This window comes from Psychrobacter sp. P11G5 (assembly GCF_001593305.1).
In the GTDB taxonomy this organism is placed as follows: Bacteria; Pseudomonadota; Gammaproteobacteria; order Pseudomonadales; family Moraxellaceae; genus Psychrobacter.
Map to the genome: position 1 here is coordinate 683,800 of NZ_CP012533.1, position 21,398 is coordinate 705,197.

Here is a 21,398-nt window from a genome sequence, read left to right on the forward strand (position 1 = left end):
TATGGGTCAAAAAGTACATCCAATCGGAATTCGTCTTGGTGTTGTAAAAAAGCATAACGCAAACTGGTATGCTAACCCTAAACAATACTCAGAATACCTAATCAACGATATTCAAGTTCGTGAATATTTACGCAAAAAACTAGATAACGCTATGATCAGCAACATAATGATCGAGCGTCCTACTGGTGCTGCTAAGATTACCATCGCCACTGCGCGTCCTGGTATTGTTATCGGTAAAAAAGGCGAAGATATCGAAAGACTTCAAAAAGAATTGACCAAAATTATGGGCGTACCTGCTCAGGTCAACATTGAAGAAATCACGTCACCTGATCTTGACGCTCGTTTGGTAGCAGACGGTATTGCTAGTCAGCTTGAGCGTCGCGTTATGTTCCGTCGTGCGATGAAACGCGCTGTACAGAACAGTATGCGTTCTGGTGCTAAAGGTATTAAAGTTGAGTTGTCTGGCCGTCTTGGCGGTGCTGAGATTGCTCGTTCTGAATGGTACCGTGAAGGTCGTGTGCCATTGCATACACTACGCGCTGATATTGACTATGCGTCAGTACGTGCGGAAACAACTTACGGCACCATTGGTGTAAAAGTTTGGATTTTCCGTGGCGAAATCCTTGACGGCATGAATAGCGTATACAATCCCGTCAAAGAAGAGCAGACTCGTGCGCCAAAACGCCGTGGTCGTGGTGGAAACCGTCGAAACTCAGACAGAGGTTAAACTATGTTACAGCCAAAACGTACCAAGTTTCGTAAAATGCATAAAGGTCGTAACACTGGGCTAGCTCATCGTGGAAGCACCGTTGCATTCGGACAAATTGGTCTAAAATCTTTGACGCGTGGTCGTATGACAGCCCGTCAAATTGAAGCGGCACGTCGTACCATTACTCGTAAAATTAAGCGTGGTGGTAAGATTTGGATTCGTGTATTCCCAGACAAGCCAATTACCAACAAGCCATTAGAAGTACGTATGGGTAAAGGTAAAGGTCCAGTCGAATATTGGGTATGCGAAATCAAACCTGGTAAGGTGCTATATGAACTCGAAGGGGTTTCAGAAGAGCTTGCTCGCGAAGCTTTAACGCTTGCTGCAGCAAAACTGCCCTTTAAAACTACCATTGTTAAGCGGACGATAATGTAATGAAGATCAGTGAATTACGTGATAAATCATTAGAAGAACTGACTCAGTTACTTGATGAAAAGCAACTTGATGCTTTCCGTATTCGTATGGCTAAAGCAACTGGTCAGTTGGGTAATACCCATGAAGTCAGAGGCAATCGTCGCACGATTGCTCAGATTCAGACTTTGATTAACGAGAAACAACGAGGCGACTCATGAGCGATAACAATCAAACAGCTACCAATGCTAGCGTATTGACAGGACGAGTTGTCAGCGACAAGATGGACAAGTCCATCACGGTTTTGATTGAGCGTCTGGTTCGTCATCCTTTGTATGGCAAACAGCTTCGTCGTTCTACAAAAATTAAGGCCCATGATGAGAATAACGTTTGCCAACAAGGCGACCTTGTCCGCATCAAAGAAACGCGTCCAATCTCAAAAACTAAGTCTTGGACTTTAGTTGATGTGGTTGAAAAAGTAGAAAAAATCTAAGTAAATTGCATTAAAAGCCAGAAGCTGTTAAAATAGCCGCCTTTTTAAGGATGCTGATTGCGCCGAGCGTATATCACTCACATTAAGAGTAAGGTGCGGTTATTTACATTAAAATGCCGTCTACTCATACTGTGCTAGCGGCAGCAACTGGTTTTTTTGCTCATACGTGTGGAGTAACGCTATGATTCAGGTTGAGTCAATGCTGGAAGTTGCAGATAATAGCGGTGCAAGGCGAGTTCAGTGCATTAAAGTACTGGGTGGTTCTCATCGTCGTTATGCATCAGTTGGCGACATTATTAAAGTAACGGTTAAAGAAGCCATTCCTCGCGGTCGTGTTAAAAAAGGCGATGTGATGAATGCGGTAGTTGTACGTACCAAAAAAGGCGTTCGTCGTCCTGATGGTTCTGTTCTGCGTTTTGACGACAATGCTGCGGTATTGTTGAACCAAAATAAAGCACCGATTGCAACTCGTATTTTTGGACCGGTAACTCGTGAACTACGTGGTGATCAGTTTATGAAAATTGTATCACTAGCACCAGAAGTATTGTGAGGTAATCCATGTCAAAATTACGTAAAGGCGATACAGTTATCGTGATTGCTGGTAAAGATAAAGGCAAACAAGGTACTGTACAAGCTGTAAAAAATGATCGTATTAAAGTAGAAGGCATTAATATTGTTACTAAACATCAGAAGCCAAATCAGGCAACTGGCGTTGAAGGTGGCATTCTTAAGCAAGAAGCTTTTCTGCATATCTCAAATGTCGCAATCTTAAATGCGCAAACCCAAAAAGCAGACCGTATTACTTATCAATTCGGCGAAGACGGCAAGAAACAACGCGTCTATCGTTCGAACGGTGAAGTAGTGGCGACTGCGTAAGACACTAAGGGTGTAATGGTAATGGCAAGATTAAAATCTTTATATAACGATAAACTAAAGCAGCAAATCAAAGAAGAGCTTGGTTTAGACAATGTGATGCAAGTGCCTAAAATCACTAAAGTCACAATTAACATGGGTGTAGGCGGTGCGTCTCAAGACAAGAAATTGCTTGAAGGTGCAGTAGCTGACATGACAGCGATTGCTGGTCAAAAGCCTGTCGTCACCAAAGCGCGTAAATCAGTTGCTGGCTTTAAAATTCGTGAAGAATGGCCAATTGGCTGTAAAGTAACGCTACGCGGTGAGCAAATGTACGAATTTTTAGATCGTCTGATTGCCATTGCAATTCCTCGTATTCGCGATTTCCGTGGTTTTTCACCTAAAGCCTTTGACGGACGTGGTAACTATTCACTGGGTATCAAAGAACAAATCGTATTCCCAGAAGTAGATTTTGACAAGATTGATCGTATCCGTGGTATGGATGTGACAATCACCACGTCAGCTCAATCTGATGAAGAAGGTCGTGCGTTACTTAAAGCATTCGGCTTCCCATTTAAATAAGGTAAAGACGTTATGGCAAAAAAGAGCATGATTAACCGCGAATTAAAGCGCGAAAAAATGGTTGCTAAATATGCTGAAAAGCGTATTAAGCTAAAAGAAACCATCAGTGATATGACTGCAAGTGACGAAGAGCGTATGGACGCGATGTTAGAGCTACAAGCTCTACCACGTAATTCATCGCCAGTACGTCTGCGCAATCGTTGTGCTATCACCGGTCGTCCTCATGGCTACTTCCGTAAGTTTGGCTTATCACGCAATATGCTGCGTGAGCGAGTCATGCAAGGCGATGTGCCTGGTGTTCGTAAAGCAAGCTGGTAAGGGGTAACTATATGAGTATGCAAGATACCGTTGGGGATATGCTAACCCGTATTCGTAACGCACAAATGGCTAACAAAGTATCGGTAGCAATGCCGAGCTCTAAACTACGTAAATCAATCGCTGATCTATTAGTTAGCGAAGGTTATGTAGCTAATGCCGTTGTTACTGAAGAAGACAACAACAAAGCAACACTTACTATTGAACTAAAATACTTCGAAGGCAAAGCTGTCATCGAAACTATCCAACGTTTTAGCCGTCCTGGTTTACGCCAGCATCGCGGTAAAGACGCTATCCCTACTGTTAAGCAAGGTATGGGTGTTGCTATCGTATCAACTAGCCAAGGCATTATGAGTGATCGTGCTGCTCGCGCTGCTGGTATCGGTGGTGAAATCGTTGCATTTGTTGCTTAAGGCAGCACAACGATAAAGTCTATTTGAATCCTTTTAAGTTAGCTTCAATCTGATAAAGATTGTTCTAAACTTAAAGTAAATTAGACGTCTAGCGATTTCATAAAAATTCGTTAGTGTTTAATAGGATCAATTATGATAAACTAGCAGGCTTTTTAGCCTGTTAGTTTTTTCGCTAATATAAGTTTTAATTTTTCAAGGAATATTCCTATGTCTCGTGTGGCTAAAGCCCCAGTGACGCTACCCAATGGCGTGAGCGTTACTTTGAACGATCGGCAGGTCGAAGTTAAAGGCAAGAACGGCAATATGTCTTTACGCCTGCATGAATTGGTCGAGCTGAAACAGGAAGATGATGCAATCATTTTCTCACCTACAGTCGATTCAAAAGAAGCTATGATGCATACTGGCACCATGCGCGCCCTGCTTAACAATTATGTTACAGGCGTCAATGAAGGCTTTGAAAAACGTCTTCAACTAATTGGTGTTGGTTACCGTGCGCAAGCTACTGGCAATAAAGTAATCCTTAACGTTGGTTACTCGCATCCAGTAGAATATACGCTACCTGAAGGTGTGTCAGCTGAAACTCCAACGCAAACTGAAATTGTTTTAAAATCAAACAATAAACAGCAGCTTGGTCAAGCAGCGGCTAATATCCGTGGTTTCCGCCCACCAGAGCCTTATAAAGGCAAAGGTATTCGTTATAGCGACGAACATGTGGTTCGCAAAGAAGCTAAGAAAAAATAAGGTGAGTTGAAATGTTTGATAAAAAAGCAGCTCGTCTGCGTCGAGCTAAGAAAACCCGCGCGCATATCCGTTTTTTAGGCGTTCATCGTCTGACGGTTAACCGCACGCCGAAGCACATTTATGCCCAGATTATCTCTCCGAACGGTGGTGAAGTGATTGCTCAGGCATCTACCTTAGACGGCAGCTTGCGCTCAGGCGCGACTGGCAACGCTGATGCAGCGACGTCTGTAGGCCAAATGATCGCAGAACGCGCAAAAGCAGCTGGCATTACTAAAGTTGCCTTTGACCGTAGTGGTTTTAAATATCATGGTCGAGTTAAAGCTTTAGCTGAAGCAGCTCGCGAAAACGGATTGGAGTTTTAATCATGGCTAGAAATGATAAAAATGATAAAAATGAACAAACAGACGGTCTAGTAGAACGCCTTGTTACCGTTGATCGCGTTGCAAAAGTGGTCAAGGGCGGTCGTATCTTCTCTTTTACTGCGTTAACCGTAGTAGGTGATGGTAATGGTCGTGTCGGTTTTGGTCGTGGTAAAGCACGTGAAGTGCCAGCTGCTATTCAAAAAGCACTAGAAGCTGCAAAACGTAATATGATTACTGTTGAGCTTAATGATGCAACTTTGTATCATCCGATCAAAGCACGTCATGGTGCTAGTAAAGTCTATATGCAACCTGCATCTGAAGGTACTGGCGTAATCGCTGGTGGCGCAATGCGTGCTGTATTAGAAGTTGCTGGTGTCAAAGATGTTTTGACTAAATGTTATGGTTCTACCAATACTGCTAACGTTGTTCGTGCAACGTTTAACGGTTTACGTGATATGTCAACTCCAGAGAAGATGGCAGCGAAACGTGGTAAATCTGTAGACGAAATCTTGGGTTAACTTAGACTAGGTGAGTTACGATGAAAAAAATGAAAGTCACTCAATTTAAATCGGGTGCCCATCGCCTAAAGAGCCACAAAGCGAGCTTGAAAGGATTGGGTTTACGCCGTATTAATCATACTGTTGAAGTAGAAGATACTCCTTCAACACGTGGTATGGTTAATCGCGTCAACTACATGGTAAAAGTGGAGGAAGCGTAATGGGTCTTAGATTAAATGAATTATCACCAGGTGTTGGCGCAAAGAAAACTGCCCAACGTCGTGGTCGTGGTATCGGTTCAGGTCTTGGTAAGACTGGTGGTCGTGGTGTAAAAGGTCAGAAATCTCGTTCAGGTTCTAGCATTCGCTCAGGATTTGAAGGTGGTCAAATGCCTTTATATCGTCGTCTACCAAAATTTGGTTTTACCAGTAAAATGGCAATGACAACTGCTGAAGTTCGTCTGTCTGAACTGAATAAAATTGAAGGCGATGTGGTTAGCATTGAAACACTTAAAGCTGCTAACCTTATCCGTCATGACATGAAGCGTGCCCGTATTATGCTGTCAGGCGAAGTCACCAAAGCTTATACTTTTAAAGGTATTAAAGTGACTAAAGGTGCCAAGCAAGCAATCGAAGCTGCTGGTGGTAGCATCGAGGAGTAGTAACGTGTCCAAGCAATCAATGTCATCGGCTGGTATACCGCTAAATCCATTTGCATTCATACGTAAGTATGATGAACTATGGACGCGTTTATTATTCTTAATTGGCGCATTGATTGTTTATCGTTTAGGGTCACATATTCCAGTTCCGGGTATTAACCCGGTCAATTTGGCTGATCTGTTTTCGCGCAACGAAAACACCATTCTGAGTATGTTTAATATGTTCTCAGGTGGTGCACTAGAACGTATGTCCATTATGGCACTTGGTATTATGCCATATATTTCAGCATCTATTATTGTACAAATGATGTCTGCAGTATTACCATCGCTTGAAGCTCTCAAAAAAGAGGGTGAAGCGGGACGACGTAAGCTAAACAAGTATACCCGTCAGGGAACACTTGCTTTAGCACTAGTACAGTCATTAGGAATGTGTGCTGGCTTAATCAGTCAAAACTTGACATTGTCTACTGGTCTTACCTTTTACATTCCTGCTGTCACTTCATTGGTAGCAGGCGCTATGTTCTTAATGTGGCTCGGTGAGCAGATTACAGAGCGTGGCGTAGGTAATGGTATTTCAATGCTTATTTTTGCCAGTATTGTTGCTGGTACGCCTGGAATGATTTCGCAGTCTATTGAACAGGTCAATCAAGGTCAGATGAACTTGATTGTGCTATTTATTTTTGTATTATTAGGTGTCGCGGTTACTGCTGGTATCGTTTATATTGAGCGTGCCCAGCGCCGTGTTCCTGTGAACTATGCACAGAAACAACAGCAAGGCCGCAAAATTTATGCTCAACAGCAGTCACATTTGCCGTTGAAAATAAACATGGCAGGAGTTATCCCTGCCATTTTTGCTAGCTCGTTACTTTTGTTCCCAGCAAGTTTAGGGCAGTGGGTTGGTCATTCAACTGATCCTACTTTTACCCAAAAAATATTACAAAATATGGCATTAGTGTTGTCTCCAGGACAGCCATTATATTTAGTCCTGTTTGGTGCGATGATTATCTTCTTTTGCTATTTCTATACAGCATTGGTTTTTAGTCCACGTGAAGTTGCCGAAAACCTTAAACGTAGCGGTGCTTATATTCCAGGTATTCGCCCCGGACAACAAACTCAGCGTTACCTCGATCATGTATTAAACCGATTAACCTTTATTGGCGCGATATACATGACGGTTATTTGTTTAATGCCGATGGTCATCCAGTCATCATTTGGTGTGCCGTTCAATCTTGGTGGTACATCGTTACTGATTATGGTGGTTGTGGTAATGGACTTCATATCGCAAATTCAGGCGCATTTGATGACCCATCAATACCATGATCAGACGTTAATTCAGTCACCTACTCAACCCTAACGAGTAGTGTGATATCTCAAGGAGCATGCTATGAAAGTTCAAGCATCAGTTAAGAAGATTTGTGGTAGCTGTAAGGTTGTGCGCCGTAAAGGTCGTGTACATATCATTTGCACAGCAGAACCACGCCACAAGCAACGTCAAGGTTAATTGGTAGATAGAAGTTGGCCTTAAGCCAAATCTATATATTTAAATAATACTTGAATAATAACGGCGGATGCGATATCATCCGCCACTTGCCGTAGTTTATGCAAAAACTTTTATAATACTGTCAATGAATAGGCTTGTAACCAAGTTAAAGCAGCGATAATAATTATAAAAGCTTTAGTATTGACAGCAACAAATCTGAAAAATAAAGCCTTATTTATAAATAACGCTTATTTTTCTTTAATGGAGAGAAATCAATGGCTCGTATTGCCGGCGTAAACATTCCGGATAATAAGCATGCTGTTATTTCACTAACTTACATCTTTGGTGTAGGTCGTACCACTGCTCAGAAAATCTTAGAAGCAGTTGGCATTGCCCCTACTACTAAAGTCAGTCAGTTAGATGATACACAGTTAGATGCTATCCGTGCACAAATTGCAAATTACATGACTGAAGGTGACCTTCGTCGTGAAGTTTCAATGAATATTAAGCGTTTAGTTGATCTTGGTTGTTACCGTGGCATTCGCCATCGTCGTAACCTACCAGTTAGAGGTCAGAACACCAAGAACAACGCTCGTACTCGTAAGGGTCCGACACGTCCTCTCAAAAGATAATTAACTTAGGAAGCTAAAAGATGGCAAAAGACACTCGCAGTCGCAAAAAGGTGACTCGTCGTTCAGTATCGGAGGGCGTAGCCCATATCCATGCGTCTTTTAATAACACCATTGTTACGATTACCGATCGTCAAGGTAATGCATTGGCTTGGGCCACTTCAGGTGGACAAGGCTTCCGTGGTTCACGTAAATCTACACCATTTGCAGCTCAGGTTGCAGCTGAAGTCGCTGGTAAAGCGGCCCAAGAATATGGTGTTAAGAATATCGATGTTTTGGTCAAAGGACCAGGACCGGGTCGTGAGTCTGCGGTAAGAGCACTAGGTGCATTGGGTTATAAAGTTAACAGCATCTCTGATGTAACCCCAATCCCACACAATGGTTGCCGTGCGCCGAAAAAGCGCCGCGTCTAATATTAAAGACGAAGCTTTTTATCCCAAAAGCTTATAGGAGACATAAAGATGGCCCGCTATATTGGACCAAAACTTAAATTATCACGTCGTGAAGGTACAGACTTAGGCCTTAAGTCTGGTGTTAAACCATATGACGTAAAAACGAAAAAAGCTGGGCGTCCGCCTGGTCAACATGGCGTAAGCCGTAACAAGACTTCAGAGTATGCATTACAGCTGCGTGAAAAGCAGAAAGTTAAGCGTATTTATGGTGTTCTTGAGCGTCAGTTTGCTAATTACTATAAAGAAGCTGCTCGCAAGCGTGGTGCTACTGGTGAGAACTTGTTAGCTATGCTAGAGAGCCGTCTAGACAACGTGGTATATCGCATGGGCTTTGGCTCAACTCGCGCTGAAGCACGTCAACTAGTTAGCCATCGTACTGTTATGGTAAAAAAAGCTGGCCGTGATGAGTTTGTTCGTGTGAACATTCCTTCAATCCAGTTGCAAGATGGTGATGTCATCGCTATCCAAGAGAAGTCTCGCGAACAGCTACGTATTAAAAATGCTATCGAATTAGCAACACAACGTGGTATTCCAGAATGGCTTGATGTTGATCACAGCAAACTACAAGGCACGTTTAAACAAGCGCCTGATCGTATTGATCTACCTGCTGAAATCAACGAAAGCTTGATCGTTGAGCTATACTCTAAATAACTGACGTACTGCTCAATGTTATAAGAATAACATTGAGCAATTAACGTTAATTAAACCAGTTAAATAAATCGAGGTGACATCATGATGCTAAATGCAACTGAGTTTCTAACGCCGAACGCCATTAATGTGGATACGGTTAACGAAACGATTGCGAAAGTCACGCTCGAACCGTTAGAACGCGGCTTTGGGCATACCTTAGGGAATGCCTTACGTCGTATCTTGTTATCTTCGTTACCTGGTGCTGCAGTCATTGAAGCTGAGATTGATGGTGTTGACCATGAATACTCGACGCTTGAAGGACTACAGGAAGATGTGCTTGACTTGCTTTTGAACTTAAAAGGCTTGGCCATCACACTTCATGACCAAAATGAAGTATTTTTGACCTTGGATAAACAAGGTCCAGGCACTATTACTGCTGCAGACATCGCACTACCGCATAATGTCGACATTATCAATCCAGAGTTGGTTTTAGGTACATTAAGCGAGCGTGGTCATCTTAAGATGCGTTTGCGTGTAGTAATGGGTCGTGGATATGAGCCAGCAAATCAGCGCCGTGAAGATGGTGACACGAAAGCAATTGGACGCTTAAAGCTTGATGCAAGTTTTAGTCCAGTACTTCGTGTTGCTTATCAAGTTGAGAACGCACGTGTAGAACAGCGTACTGATCTTGATCGTCTTATCGTTGAGCTTGAAACTAATGGCACTATAGATCCAGAAGAAGCAATTCGTAAAGCAGCAACTATTTTGCAACAACAGATTTCTATCTTTGTTGACCTAGAAGCTGAAGAAGCGCCTGAGCCTGTGAAAGAAAAAGAAGAGGTCGATCCGGTGCTTTTACGCCCTGTGGATGATCTTGAACTAACGGTTCGCTCAGCCAACTGCTTGAAAGCTGAAAACATTTACTATATCGGTGATTTGGTACAACGTTCAGAGACTGAACTATTAAAAACCCCAAATCTTGGTAAGAAATCATTAACAGAAATCAAGGACGTACTAGCGTCTAAAGATTTAGAGCTTGGTATGCGCTTAGATAACTGGCCACCAGCTGATTTACGTGTTGATGATCGCTTTTCTTATCGTAGCCGTTAAACTTTAAGGATATTTGACTATGCGCCATCGTAAGAGTGGAGTCAAGCTGGGTCGTACCGGCAGTCATCGTAAGGCAATGTTTCAGAACATGACTAACTCATTATTTGAGCATGAACTGATCAAAACAACATTACCAAAAGCTAAAGAACTACGTCGCGTTGCCGAGCCGTTGATTACAATGGCTAAAGAAGACAGCGTTGCTAATCGTCGTTTAGCGTTTAGCCGTATGCGTAGCAAAGCTATGGTAGGCAAATTATTTGGCACGTTAGGTCCTCGTTACCAAACGCGTCCAGGTGGTTATTTGCGTATCGTAAAATGCGGTCATCGTGACGGTGATAATGCGCCAATGGCATATGTAGAACTAGTTGATCGTGACTAATTTTATATTGACGATATAATTCATAAAAAAAGGCTCCAATTCACTTGGAGCCTTTTTTTGCGTGTCGAATTCTCTATTAATTACAACAACAATGAATCGACATCGGCAGCACCTTGTCTGATAATTTCAGGCTGACCACTAGTCATATCTACAATGGTAGTCAGTTTGGTGGTTTTAATACCGGCATTGATTAGGCCATCAATTTGATTGCCCAGTAAGTCTTCGATCTCAAAAGGATCATCTAATATGTCATCTCGGTTTGGTAATATTAACGAGCTAGTCAGAATAGGCTCGTCCATCGCTTCCAAAAGTGCTTGAGCAATAGGATTGCTTGGCACGCGAATACCAATAGTTTTTTTCTTAGCGTGCGCCAGTTTTTTAGGCACATCTTTAGTAGCATTTAAAATAAAAGTGATAGGTGCAGGGGTATGTGCTTTTAGCTGTTTAAACTGCACATTGTCTACTGTGGCATAATTAGCAATTTCACTTAAATCACGGCATAACAGGGTAAATTGATGCTTATCATCAAGTTCACGAATTTGCTTAAGTTTTTCAAGTGCATCTTTTGCACCGAGACGACAACCAAAAGCATAACTGGTATCAGTAGGATAGATAAGTAGTTTATCAGCGCGTAGCAAGTCAGCAGCTTGTTCTATAAGGCGAGGTTGTGGATTGTCTGGATGAATGTAAAAAGTTTGCATAAAATTTCCTTATTTATATGGTTATAGGTAGTTTTACTGATTTTATAATATTTGAAGTATCACACTACAGATTCAGTATAGCGGCAAAGAAGTTAAGAGATATAGAGAGATGCCGTTAATAATCGTAGGAAAACGTTAAACATAGTTGATTAAACATTATACAGATATGCAAAGTAGCTATATAATTTTAAAGTACCTATATAATTTTAGTGGTATTGATTATTAATAACGTACGCAATAACGTCTTAGCATCATGCGGTAGACTTTGTGGTACAGCAATATACTGAACGACTTGTTGATAAACATCTCGAGAAAATGTACTAGCGCTGGTATCAAAGCTGGCGAATAAATTATCTTGCGAGACTTGAAACGGACGTCCGCAAGCAAGTGTGAATAAACACTCTAATGCCTGTGGCTTAACCTCTGCGCTTTCAAAAGCCTGCTGCTGCGCTGCTGTTCGTCCATCTGGTGCATACCAGTATCCAAAGTCGTTTAAGAGTCTACGTTCGCTACCAGCGATGCACCAATGGCTAATTTCGTGCAGAGCGCTGGCAAAAAAACCATGAGCGAATACAATACGTGCAGGTTTATCACCTTGAGCTGGGAAATACTCTGGTTCTTGCTCGCCGCGTATCAATTCTACTTGTTGTCCTAAGAATAGGACATTGAACAGTGATATCAGCCAATCCGTAAGAGCGTATTCGGAGTTTTTTTGTAAGCTCAAGGTATTGATAATTGTATTTTTAATTTTGTTATCTGTATTAACATCATTTAACCACTGCCACTGCTGTTGTGAAATTTTTAAGTAGCTGTCGAGCTTAGTTTTGGCTACAGCGTCTAATTTTTTATTACCGATGGTTAAGTTGGTATAATTCGAGCCCACATTAAAAGTATCTTCTAATTCTATTAGTCGATTTAATAAAGTGGTAGCATTAGTTGTAGTCAATACTGTAGAAAAATCAGGATGATCAGGTTGAGAATTCATAAATAGACAAGTCAAATAGGTAAATAATAAAAAAGTTATGAGGCTATTTTTATAGCAAGTTTTATCGTACGCGTTTTTAATAGATAGTAAGCAGCAAAAATCGTAACATACTAGCGCTGGCGTCATATCAGGCTTTCCGTTAGTATGGCAGGCAATATTATACACCGTTTTTGATGAATGAGGCCGCGCATGTCAAGCACCCCAATAAACAAGCCGTCAGCGCTTCAAGCTGATAAAGCATCAGCTCCTACGTCAGCTAACCTGCCAGAACATATCTCCTTAAGTAAATGGGAAGACAGTGGTTTTGAGTGGGTAGGGCAAGTAGCACCACGCTCTTTTGAGCGTCTTAATCCCCTATTAACGACTGAGCATCTGCAGTCAGATCTTCAGATGAAAGCCAATCTATATCGCCATAATAATGTGTTGCATCTATCTTTTACCTTAATTGGTGAAGTATGGTTAACCTGCCAGCGTTGTTTGCAACCCATTGCTATCGATTTGACCGATGATTATGATATCGCTCTACTCGATAATGAAAGCCAAGTGCGCTTGGTCGGTGAAGAACAGGACTATCTATTGCTTGATGAAATTATCACTGAGCCTGCACCAGAGCGTTTATTACCGCTTAAAAAATTGGTCGAAGATGAGATTTTACTGAAAACGCCAATGGCTCCAAAGCATGATGCTTGCGAGATGAGTGTTGAGCAGTTTGGTGAGATACCAGAAGAAGAAGAAACTGAAAATCCTTTTGCTGCTTTGGCGTCTTTGAAAGGTAATTTATAATGCTATAAACGGCATCTGTAAAAGATATTTTGGCAGATATTCTACTGTCTTTTTGGCGGCTTTATGCAGAAGAGTGAAAAGCAGGGCTTTATTAATCCGTTAAACATGCGTATAATGTCCCGTTTATTGCATTCTAGCAATCTGCTACTGGCAGAGAGAAGCTGAGCTTGCAAACTAATTATAGATTTTAGACGTAATCAACACTTTAATACGTGGCAATCTATTTAACTAATGATGCGTAAGACTTAGGTTGTTGTGATTATATAGCCTCTGTCAGTGTCGATTAAAGCTGAATTTCAAGCTTATCCCCTTTTAAGTATAGGAGCTATATCATGGCCGTTCAAAAAAGTCGTAAAAGTCGTTCTCGTCGTGACATGCGCCGTTCACACCATCGTATGGAAATCGCTGAGCTAAGCGTTGATGCTACTACTGGTGAAAAACATCGTCGTCATCACATGACTAAAGATGGTTTTTATCGTGGTCGTCAATTGTTTAAAGTTAGTCAAGAAGCTTAAGTTATTGTTCATTTGATAGTTTGCATCTGGCGATAGTAATGTTTTCACTCATCTACTATTGCCGCCTGCCACTATTCTTAGACAGTATATATTGAGCCAATAAAAGCCAAGTTATTTCGCTATCATATATTATGTAGCTGGATAACTTGGCTTTTTATTATTTATTATTTACTAGTATGTTTTATTTACGGCTCTCATTATCTGTATGATTCAATAGCTAAAATGCTTTATTTATAGCATCTGCTATGACTCGGTAAATACGTTGTATTACTATCAGCTTACTACTGGCTGTAATAATCGCACGCAGCAGTGTATAGTTTGTGAATAATTAGTAAATTAATTAAAGTCATATTTTATGACAATACCCAATTTATTTTAGGGACATCTCCAATCACTTAAGGAATATTGGCTATGGCATCTGCACCTGATACAGTAATAACCCAGCCACCTCGTGTTGCAGTAATCTTTCCTGGACAAGGCTCACAGGCAGTCGGAATGACTTCCGAGCTTGCAGAATTATACCCACAAATACATGATACTTTTGCTGAGGCAAGTACAGCTTTAGGTGAAGATCTGTGGGCAATCTGCCAAAACGAAGAACAGCTGAACCAGACCCAATACACTCAGCCTGCGTTATTGACTGCTAGCATCGCAATTTGGCGTATTATCCAAGATAAACTTGATAAAAAGCCTCTTTATCTAGCAGGTCATTCTTTAGGTGAATACAGTGCGCTTTGTGCCGCTGGTGTTATATCATTGACTGATGCAGTGAAATTAGTACATAAGCGTGGGCAATTGATGCAAGAGGCAGTGGTCGGTATTGATACTGCTATGGCTGCAGTATTAGGACTTGAAGACAGTCGTGTTGAGACTTTATGTGAGCAAGCGACTGAACATGTTGATAATGCTATTGTTGGAGCGGCTAATTTTAACAGCCCAGGGCAAGTCGTCATATCTGGAAATGCTGCTGGTGTTACCGCTGTTATTGATAAAGTACAAAATACAGGTAAAAAAGCAATTCCTCTAAAAGTTAGCGTACCTTCACATTGTGCATTAATGGAGCCGGCCAGTCAGGCATTAGCTGAAGAGTTAGCAACTATCAAATTTGACCAAGCCACTATTCCCGTCATTCAAAACCGTCATGCTCGTATTGAGACTAATGTGCAAAGTATTAAACAAGCATTGACAGAACAGCTTAGCGAACCTGTATTGTGGTCAAAAACTATGCAAGAGTTAGCAGACAAACAAATTAACATATTAATTGAGTGTGGCAGTGGTAATGTACTGAGTAACTTGGCTAAGCGTCAAGCACAGCCTATTGCAAGTTATCCAGTAGATAAGCCTGCTCGAATGGACAAACTGATGGAGGTGTTATCATGAGCCGAACGATTGTTTTAGTAAGTGGTGCAAGCCGCGGTATCGGTAAGGCAGTTGCCAAGCGCTTTGCTAAAGAAGGACATTTTGTCATTGGTACAGCAACTACAGAAAAGGGTGCTGCGCTTATAGATGATTATTTGCATGATTCTGGTGGTATCGGGCGTGTTTTAGATGTCCGTGATGGTGCACAAATTGATAAGTTGTTTGAAGAGATTGAAAGTGTATATGGCGCAGTGCAAGTATTGGTAAATAACGCAGGTATTACCCAAGATGGTCTGCTGATGCGCATGAAAGATGAAGATTGGGATAGTGTGGTTGATACCAACCTTACATCTGTTTACCGAATGAGTAAACGGGCAGTGCGTGGAATGATGAAAGCACGCCGAGGCCGTATTATTAACATTAGCTCAGTAGTTGCAAAAATGGGAAATGCGGGACAGTCCAATTATGCTGCTACAAAAGCGGGCGTGGAAGGCTTTAGTCGTACTTTGGCACGTGAGATTGGTTCACGCCAAGTAACTATTAACTGTGTGGCACCTGGCCTTATTGAGACAGATATGACAGATGAGCTTGATGAGCGCTTACTCAACTCTATGTTAGATGCTGTACCTATTGGACGTTTGGGACAGCCAGAAGATATCGCAGCAGCAGTATTGTTTTTAGCTGGCGATGAAGCGAGCTATATTACTGGTGCAGTTATACCTGTCAATGGCGGCATGTACATGTAATACCATGTATACGATAGAAAAATAGTTTACACTCGTATAATAAAAATCTGCGTGAACGAGTGTAAACTGTAATTAATGGTGTTATAATAACGGATACTTTTATGTCTAAGACCTGTATTATAATGAGGTCTCATAAGACATTGAATAAACCGAAACATTGGTAGTAGTGTGTTAGAGTCTTATAACTGACATAATTTACCGTATTCGATATAACATCATCAGCTTAAAAAAAGCTAGATGATAGTTTTTAAAAATTGATATATAAAAAGGAGCAGTTTATATGAGTAATGATACTGAGTTAAGAGTAAAATCTGCAGTAGCAGAGCAGTTGGGCATGAACGTCGAAGACATCAACAATGATGCTTCTTTCATGGAAGATTTAGGCGCAGACTCACTAGATTTAGTTGAGCTTGTTATGTCATTTGAAAGTGACTTTGGCATTACTATTCCTGATGAAGATTCAGCAGAGTTGACTACAGTACAAAAAGCAATCGATTACGTCCAAGCTCAACTATAAGTCATTATTGCTCTAAAGTTCTCTTATGATATGGCTATGTACCTTTTGGTTTAGCTAAATTATGGGTTAGCTACAGCAAGTTTTTTTAAGCCGTCTATCTTTACTGATAGGCGGTTTTTTTAGGCCTTAAAAAAGTGATTCTTGTCACTGGGCTTTCTAAAGTACTGGCGAGTTATATCATATTATTCAAATGAACTTCACTTAAATCATATAGAAAAAATCGTTAACACAAGTTATGTGGAAGTAACATTATCCAACATACTTTTACTATCTATGGCTATTCTAGATCTACAACTTTGTTATACTCGTTGCAATGACAAAGACAAATTTCCCCGTCATTATACATAGAGCTAAAAACTAAAAGAGACATGAAAAGTAACTAATAATAAATCATTAAGGAGCGTTTATATGGGTATGTTCAGTTTTGCAAAAGATATTGGTGATAAGATTTTTAACCGTGATGATGATAAACATGATGCAAAATCAGAAACTAAAGCAGATGCTAATACACCAGTAAAAACTACTGAGCCTTCTGCTCAATCAGTGGCTAATATCTTGTTGCGCCGTATTCAGCAGCAAAACCTTAGCATCGATAACTTGAAAGTTAAGTATAACGGTTCAACAGATACTGCTGAAATTAGCGGTAATGCTAAAACTCAAGCCGATCGTGAGAAAGCTATTATCGCTATTGGTAACGTACAGAATGTTGCGAAGGTAATTGATAATATTGACATCGAAGAAGATGCGCCTGAGTCAACTATGTACACCGTGAAGTCTGGTGACAGCTTATCTAAGATTGCAAAAGACGTATATGGTTCAACTGGTGATTATATGAAGATATTTGAAGCCAATAAGCCGATGCTATCTGACCCAGATAAGATTTATCCTGGTCAAGTACTACGCATACCTAAGCCATAACTAAAAGTAGTTAACAATGGTTTTACTAGTTAAAATAAAACGCCTTTTACATTAAAAGGCGTTTTTTATTGTCTGTCTTTTTGGTATGTTTTTTAATTTGCTACTGACACGTAATTATCTTATTCATCATTAGGATTTAGCTTTACACGCTGCTCTCTAATTGCCCAATTAATATGTTCGTCAAGCATGTCGTTATGTTGGCCTAATTTAGACTGGAGTTGTTCGATAATAACTAAGCTAGTGTTAGCGTTACCTAATCCGATTGCAATATTGCGCAAAAAATTAATATAACCTGTGCGCCTAATGGGGCTACCTTGTGTATATTGTAAAAACTCAGCCTCTTGCCACTGCCAAATCTCGAGGAGACTGATGTCATCAAGCCCATGTCTAGGAGCAAAGTCATCTACTGATGTCAGATTGGCATAACGGTTCCAAGGGCATATAAGCTGACAATCATCACAGCCAAAGACTCGATTGCCTATGGCACGGCGATATTTGATATCTATCGGCCCGTCATGCTCGATAGTTAAATAAGAGATGCAAGCAGCTGCATTAAGCTCATGAGGTGCGATAATTGCCTTTGTAGGGCAGATGTCTATACAAGCGCTACAACTGCCACAGTGTGCAGTAACAGGCTTATCATCGGGCAATTCAAGACTGATAAATAACTCACCTAGTACAAAAAATGAGCCAGCTTGTTTATTCAGTAATAAAGTATGTTTCCCAGTCCAGCCAAGACCTGCTGCATCAGCTATTGGTCGCTCAAATATAGGGGCAGAGTCACTAAATGGTCGAAAGACAAAATCGGTCTCGGCACTAATATTCAAATGCTGCCATTCAGGAAGCATGGTTTCAATCTTTAATGCTAATTGCTTCAAACGGCTACGCATGGTCTTGTGATAGTCACGGCCTCGCGCATAACGAGCAATAATGCCATTGTTTGGCTGATCATTATCGGCAACAGCGCGTGGCGTTGGCGTTTGGGTCAGATAATCCATGCGTACACTAATGATGGTTTTTGCACCTGCAACGAGTTTATCAGGATTCGCACGTAGTTCATGGTTATTGTGCATGAACTGCAATTGGCCTTCATAGCCTTTGTCTAACCATAGTTGCAACTGCTCAATCTGCTGAGCAAATAAAGGATGATGAACAGACAAAAAACCACAGTCAGCGAATCCTAAAGCTTGGGCTTCGATTTTAATCCAATGCTTCACATCTACTGCGGTAGCAAATACCGACGCATTGACGACAGAAATATTCTCTCTTGCTTGCATGCTAGAAGAGTGTGTTGATTGCTGTTTGGTCGGTGATTTTTGATTCATATTAGAGGATGCTAATTTGTTAAGTTATACGGTGATAGACATAAATAGTGATGTTATAGCGGCTATGATAGGCTAGATTATTAACGATGCAACTATAAAACTAAAATATATGGTTATTAGCATCAATACATAATTCCAGATGTGCTTTTGTTATATTTACATCCTAGCCGTTTATAAGCTCATAAAATAAGAATAAGGGAAATTATGCGATTACAAATGCAAATATCAGCGCAATGTTCTCAATCGTCAATGCCTATTGCTTTGTATATTAGCGAGCAAGTTTATGCTATGGAGCAAGCATGGTTTGCACAAGGATATGATAGTTTTGGTTTGATGCAACAAGCCGCTTGGCAGATGACGCAGCATATTATACAGCTTAATGAACGAGCTAAAGCGCAAGCGAAAAACAATGTTAAATATTTCAATCGTACAAGTCGTCAGCCCAGCGTTTGTGTTTGGGTAGGACAGGGTAATAATGGCGGCGACGGTTGGTTAATTTCTCATTATCTACAGCAATTGGGCTGGCAAGTACAAGTAATGACTGTTGGTCTACAAGCGCTTGAAAAGTTTGACGATGAAAAGGCCGAAAATCATAAAACATCGATGTCTGATGCAATAAAAGCCCAGCATATGGCTGTAGATGTATGTCACCAGCGCTTTGAAGACAGTCAGTATTATCAAAATGAAAACACTCAATTGGACATGACATTACAGGCCGATGTTTACATTGATGCACTATTCGGTATTGGTTTAGATCGCGCGCCTGAAGGCTTTTATAAGCAGGCAATTAGCACTTTTAATAGTTTGGCTCAACAGCATAATACCTTGGTAATTGCAGTCGATATCCCAAGTGGTCTAGTCGCCTCTACAGGACAGGTTTTTGAGCATTTAGCGATACAGGCAGATGTCACATTATGCTTGATTGCGCGCAAGTTTGGACTACATACCAAAGATGGGATGGATTATAGCGGAAAGCTCATTGACATACCGCTGATACCTTATGCATCGGTAGAACCCGTTGCTACATTGCTTACAAGCGCTCAAGGTCTAGCACCACGTCGACAGAATAGTTACAAGGGCAGCTACGGTCATGTATTGGCCATTGGAGGCAATCGTATTGATGGTTCTCAAGGTATGGGCGGCGCAGCAATACTGACCTCTGCTAGTGCAATGGCAACTGGAGCTGGCAAGATAACGGTTGCCTGTCATCAAGCCTTTCATGGAGCGCTATTGACCTCGTTACCTGATGCTATGACGATTAATTTACATCATCAAGATGGCGTTGAAAAGCTAATTGGGGATGCAAGTGTAGTTGCCATTGGTATGGGAATGGGGCGTGATAAGAAAGCAGAAAATTTATTTGTTCGTTATATTCAAGCAATAATGGCAAAAGGCATTTCTGTGGTCATTGATGCAGATGGCCTATACCATTTAGCAGCGCTGCAAGCTGATAAGCATGAAGTCGTTACCCAGCTAAGAGAATATAGTAAGACGCATAAGGTTTGCTTAACCCCGCATAGTGGTGAGGCGGCGAAGTTGTTAAATAAAGAAATTAACGAGGTGGAGAGTGATCGATTATCAGCTATACAGCACTGCGCTGATATCTATGGCGGTGATTGGGTATTAAAAGGCGCAGGATCGCTGGTGTTGGAGCATGGGGAAATATACGTTTGCGGTGCTGGTAATGCTGGAATGGCGACAGCTGGCATGGGAGATGTATTATCTGGAGTAACTGCCGGACTATTGGCTCAGCAAGATTTGGATAGTACGCAGAGTAGCTTACGTCAGGCGGTACTTATTCATGCATCAGCAGGAGATATATTGACAAGAGATGTCTTAGTTAATCAGCAGCTAGGTAGTTCTAGAACACGTGATTATGCAAATAATAATCAGCTATTGATTGGACAGCGCGGCTTGCAGGCACAGGATATGCCTGCAGCCATTCGTCATATTATGCAAAATCTAACTGACTAAATAAATATTGATATGGTTAAAAGTGCTTCAAATATTAGTGTTTGTTTGGAAACCAGTAGGTTTTTAAGTTTCAGTACCTTTACAATATTGTCCAATCGCTTGCTGTACACGCTCACGCTTAAGTTCAATTTCGCGGCCGTCTAGATATTGGCGTTTACCATTTGCATCCATCTCATAAATACGGCCGCCAACATTCAAATTGGTTAAATTATTACGTAATGACTGACAACGTTGTGCGTTTGCCTGAGCTTCTTGATCTTTGATACGAGCCTCTAATTGCGCCACTCTTTGCTCTTCTGCATTCTGAGCGCCACTGTTCTGATTAACATCTGTTTTGCCTGCCATCTGACCTGCGTTAGCTTGTCTACCGTCACTACGGAACTCAATCACCTCAATATTCCGAGCATTTTGCGGAGCATGCTGACTATATTTAACTTCGCCATGTGCACCAATGGACTTATAAACTTGAATGGCATGACTAGAGTTCATTGACAGAGCAAGCAGACAAGTGGTGGCAACCCCGATGAGCAGTTTATTAGCAGTGTTGATCATGAGTGAATATGCCATGCTAGCAATCCTTTTAACAAATAAAAAACAAGTATTCATATTTGAGCGCGATGGCACTGTTGTATAAATTACAATGACAATACAATAGAGATTGATTCTAGCAAAAAATAATAGTAAATGTATATTATTTAATAACTAATAGTTAAGGTTGGGTTTCACAAGTTTTTCTTGACAATAGCGGTCAAACCATCGAATATAATAGCAGTTGATTGGTCAGTGAGCGGCTTTTATGATATTGCCGTAGCACTTGGGAATAATTACTACTTGCTGCTTATCAGTAGCATTTGCAGATTTA

The 21,398-nt window shown here is 41.1% G+C and carries 32 protein-coding genes; 28 read left to right on the forward strand and 4 right to left on the reverse strand.

The window, feature by feature from the left end:
• The first annotated feature begins 1 nt into the window (after position 1).
• The 21 genes from rpsC to rplQ all read left to right on the forward strand — a co-directional run bounded on the left by rpsC (position 2) and on the right by rplQ (position 10,713).
• Positions 2-727: a 30S ribosomal protein S3 gene (gene rpsC, locus AK825_RS02895; RefSeq protein ID WP_068034605.1), complete on the forward strand. Its 726-nt coding sequence runs from the start codon at positions 2-4 to the stop codon at positions 725-727.
• Between the two features lie 3 nt (positions 728-730).
• Positions 731-1,144 carry a 50S ribosomal protein L16 gene (rplP, locus tag AK825_RS02900; RefSeq protein WP_068034608.1) on the forward strand — a complete coding sequence of 138 codons (414 nt, stop codon included), beginning with the start codon at positions 731-733 and terminating at the stop codon, positions 1,142-1,144.
• Positions 1,144-1,341 (forward strand): 50S ribosomal protein L29, encoded by a 198-nt coding sequence (rpmC, locus tag AK825_RS02905; RefSeq protein ID WP_010196696.1) that lies wholly within the window; start codon positions 1,144-1,146, stop codon positions 1,339-1,341. The genes rplP and rpmC overlap by 1 nt, the downstream gene beginning before the upstream one ends.
• Positions 1,338-1,613 carry a 30S ribosomal protein S17 gene (gene rpsQ, locus AK825_RS02910; RefSeq protein WP_021813375.1) on the forward strand — a complete coding sequence of 92 codons (276 nt, stop codon included), beginning with the start codon at positions 1,338-1,340 and terminating at the stop codon, positions 1,611-1,613. Before rpmC ends, rpsQ begins: the two co-directional genes overlap by 4 nt.
• A gap of 181 nt (positions 1,614-1,794) precedes the next feature.
• Positions 1,795-2,163, forward strand: coding sequence for a 50S ribosomal protein L14 (gene rplN / locus AK825_RS02915; protein ID WP_010196702.1), 369 nt, complete (start codon positions 1,795-1,797; stop codon positions 2,161-2,163).
• Between the two features lie 8 nt (positions 2,164-2,171).
• Positions 2,172-2,489, forward strand: coding sequence for a 50S ribosomal protein L24 (gene rplX / locus AK825_RS02920; RefSeq protein WP_011279796.1), 318 nt, complete (start codon positions 2,172-2,174; stop codon positions 2,487-2,489).
• A 21-nt stretch (positions 2,490-2,510) separates the two neighbouring features.
• Positions 2,511-3,047 (forward strand): 50S ribosomal protein L5, encoded by a 537-nt coding sequence (gene rplE, locus AK825_RS02925; protein ID WP_068034610.1) that lies wholly within the window; start codon positions 2,511-2,513, stop codon positions 3,045-3,047.
• A 12-nt stretch (positions 3,048-3,059) separates the two neighbouring features.
• Positions 3,060-3,365, forward strand: coding sequence for a 30S ribosomal protein S14 (gene rpsN / locus AK825_RS02930; protein WP_068034613.1), 306 nt, complete (start codon positions 3,060-3,062; stop codon positions 3,363-3,365).
• Between the two features lie 11 nt (positions 3,366-3,376).
• Positions 3,377-3,775 (forward strand): 30S ribosomal protein S8, encoded by a 399-nt coding sequence (rpsH, locus tag AK825_RS02935; protein ID WP_068034616.1) that lies wholly within the window; start codon positions 3,377-3,379, stop codon positions 3,773-3,775.
• Between the two features lie 207 nt (positions 3,776-3,982).
• Complete coding sequence (gene rplF / locus AK825_RS02940; RefSeq protein WP_068034617.1) at positions 3,983-4,516, forward strand: 50S ribosomal protein L6; 534 nt, start codon at positions 3,983-3,985, stop codon at positions 4,514-4,516.
• 11 nt (positions 4,517-4,527) lie between these two features.
• A complete protein-coding gene (gene rplR, locus AK825_RS02945) occupies positions 4,528-4,878 on the forward strand; it encodes a 50S ribosomal protein L18 (RefSeq protein ID WP_068034619.1) in 351 nt (116 codons plus the stop codon).
• A gap of 2 nt (positions 4,879-4,880) precedes the next feature.
• Entirely contained in the window at positions 4,881-5,396 is a 516-nt protein-coding gene (gene rpsE / locus AK825_RS02950) for a 30S ribosomal protein S5 (RefSeq protein WP_010196711.1), read from the forward strand.
• A gap of 20 nt (positions 5,397-5,416) precedes the next feature.
• Positions 5,417-5,596 carry a 50S ribosomal protein L30 gene (gene rpmD / locus AK825_RS02955; protein WP_010196714.1) on the forward strand — a complete coding sequence of 60 codons (180 nt, stop codon included), beginning with the start codon at positions 5,417-5,419 and terminating at the stop codon, positions 5,594-5,596.
• Positions 5,596-6,036: a 50S ribosomal protein L15 gene (gene rplO / locus AK825_RS02960; protein ID WP_068034621.1), complete on the forward strand. Its 441-nt coding sequence runs from the start codon at positions 5,596-5,598 to the stop codon at positions 6,034-6,036. The genes rpmD and rplO overlap by 1 nt, the downstream gene beginning before the upstream one ends.
• Before the next feature lie 19 nt (positions 6,037-6,055).
• Positions 6,056-7,387, forward strand: a complete 1,332-nt coding sequence (gene secY, locus AK825_RS02965; protein WP_203226507.1) for a preprotein translocase subunit SecY — start codon at positions 6,056-6,058, stop codon at positions 7,385-7,387.
• A gap of 30 nt (positions 7,388-7,417) precedes the next feature.
• Entirely contained in the window at positions 7,418-7,534 is a 117-nt protein-coding gene (gene rpmJ, locus AK825_RS02970; RefSeq protein WP_010196721.1) for a 50S ribosomal protein L36, read from the forward strand.
• Positions 7,535-7,788: 254 nt separating this feature from the next.
• Positions 7,789-8,145 (forward strand): 30S ribosomal protein S13, encoded by a 357-nt coding sequence (gene rpsM / locus AK825_RS02975; RefSeq protein WP_010196723.1) that lies wholly within the window; start codon positions 7,789-7,791, stop codon positions 8,143-8,145.
• Positions 8,146-8,165: 20 nt separating this feature from the next.
• Positions 8,166-8,555: a 30S ribosomal protein S11 gene (gene rpsK, locus AK825_RS02980; RefSeq protein ID WP_058368279.1), complete on the forward strand. Its 390-nt coding sequence runs from the start codon at positions 8,166-8,168 to the stop codon at positions 8,553-8,555.
• A gap of 48 nt (positions 8,556-8,603) precedes the next feature.
• A complete protein-coding gene (gene rpsD / locus AK825_RS02985) occupies positions 8,604-9,245 on the forward strand; it encodes a 30S ribosomal protein S4 (RefSeq protein WP_010196731.1) in 642 nt (213 codons plus the stop codon).
• A gap of 81 nt (positions 9,246-9,326) precedes the next feature.
• The gene (rpoA, locus tag AK825_RS02990) at positions 9,327-10,334 is read left to right on the forward strand and encodes a DNA-directed RNA polymerase subunit alpha (RefSeq protein WP_058368281.1); all 1,008 of its coding nucleotides are present in this window, start codon (positions 9,327-9,329) and stop codon (positions 10,332-10,334) included.
• A 19-nt stretch (positions 10,335-10,353) separates the two neighbouring features.
• The gene (gene rplQ / locus AK825_RS02995; RefSeq protein ID WP_010196736.1) at positions 10,354-10,713 is read left to right on the forward strand and encodes a 50S ribosomal protein L17; all 360 of its coding nucleotides are present in this window, start codon (positions 10,354-10,356) and stop codon (positions 10,711-10,713) included.
• 80 nt (positions 10,714-10,793) lie between these two features.
• Here the strand turns inward: rplQ and AK825_RS03000 are convergent, their stop codons facing one another.
• Positions 10,794-11,414 (reverse strand): L-threonylcarbamoyladenylate synthase, encoded by a 621-nt coding sequence (locus AK825_RS03000; protein ID WP_068034625.1) that lies wholly within the window; start codon positions 11,412-11,414, stop codon positions 10,794-10,796.
• Between the two features lie 196 nt (positions 11,415-11,610).
• Positions 11,611-12,399, reverse strand: a complete 789-nt coding sequence (locus tag AK825_RS15010) for an elongation factor P hydroxylase (RefSeq protein ID WP_068038950.1) — start codon at positions 12,397-12,399, stop codon at positions 11,611-11,613.
• Positions 12,400-12,588: 189 nt separating this feature from the next.
• Here AK825_RS15010 and AK825_RS03010 point away from each other — a divergent pair, with 189 nt between their 5' ends.
• From AK825_RS03010 to lysM, 6 genes are all read left to right on the forward strand, one after another.
• The gene (locus AK825_RS03010; RefSeq protein ID WP_068034626.1) at positions 12,589-13,182 is read left to right on the forward strand and encodes a DUF177 domain-containing protein; all 594 of its coding nucleotides are present in this window, start codon (positions 12,589-12,591) and stop codon (positions 13,180-13,182) included.
• Positions 13,183-13,514: 332 nt separating this feature from the next.
• Complete coding sequence (gene rpmF, locus AK825_RS03015) at positions 13,515-13,697, forward strand: 50S ribosomal protein L32 (protein WP_068034628.1); 183 nt, start codon at positions 13,515-13,517, stop codon at positions 13,695-13,697.
• A gap of 411 nt (positions 13,698-14,108) precedes the next feature.
• Complete coding sequence (gene fabD / locus AK825_RS03020) at positions 14,109-15,077, forward strand: ACP S-malonyltransferase (protein WP_068034630.1); 969 nt, start codon at positions 14,109-14,111, stop codon at positions 15,075-15,077.
• On the forward strand, positions 15,074-15,802 hold the full coding sequence (fabG, locus tag AK825_RS03025) for a 3-oxoacyl-ACP reductase FabG (RefSeq protein ID WP_068034633.1): 729 nt from the start codon (positions 15,074-15,076) through the stop codon (positions 15,800-15,802). The genes fabD and fabG overlap by 4 nt, the downstream gene beginning before the upstream one ends.
• Before the next feature lie 280 nt (positions 15,803-16,082).
• Positions 16,083-16,319 (forward strand): acyl carrier protein, encoded by a 237-nt coding sequence (gene acpP / locus AK825_RS03030; RefSeq protein ID WP_068034635.1) that lies wholly within the window; start codon positions 16,083-16,085, stop codon positions 16,317-16,319.
• A 408-nt stretch (positions 16,320-16,727) separates the two neighbouring features.
• Positions 16,728-17,237 carry a peptidoglycan-binding protein LysM gene (gene lysM, locus AK825_RS03035; RefSeq protein ID WP_068034637.1) on the forward strand — a complete coding sequence of 170 codons (510 nt, stop codon included), beginning with the start codon at positions 16,728-16,730 and terminating at the stop codon, positions 17,235-17,237.
• A 119-nt stretch (positions 17,238-17,356) separates the two neighbouring features.
• Here the strand turns inward: lysM and queG are convergent, their stop codons facing one another.
• Entirely contained in the window at positions 17,357-18,514 is a 1,158-nt protein-coding gene (gene queG, locus AK825_RS03040) for a tRNA epoxyqueuosine(34) reductase QueG (protein ID WP_068038954.1), read from the reverse strand.
• Between the two features lie 252 nt (positions 18,515-18,766).
• Here queG and AK825_RS03045 point away from each other — a divergent pair, with 252 nt between their 5' ends.
• The gene (locus AK825_RS03045; protein ID WP_227514106.1) at positions 18,767-20,536 is read left to right on the forward strand and encodes an NAD(P)H-hydrate dehydratase; all 1,770 of its coding nucleotides are present in this window, start codon (positions 18,767-18,769) and stop codon (positions 20,534-20,536) included.
• A gap of 63 nt (positions 20,537-20,599) precedes the next feature.
• Here the strand turns inward: AK825_RS03045 and AK825_RS03050 are convergent, their stop codons facing one another.
• Complete coding sequence (locus AK825_RS03050; protein WP_068034639.1) at positions 20,600-21,103, reverse strand: DUF4124 domain-containing protein; 504 nt, start codon at positions 21,101-21,103, stop codon at positions 20,600-20,602.
• Positions 21,104-21,398 lie beyond the last annotated feature (295 nt).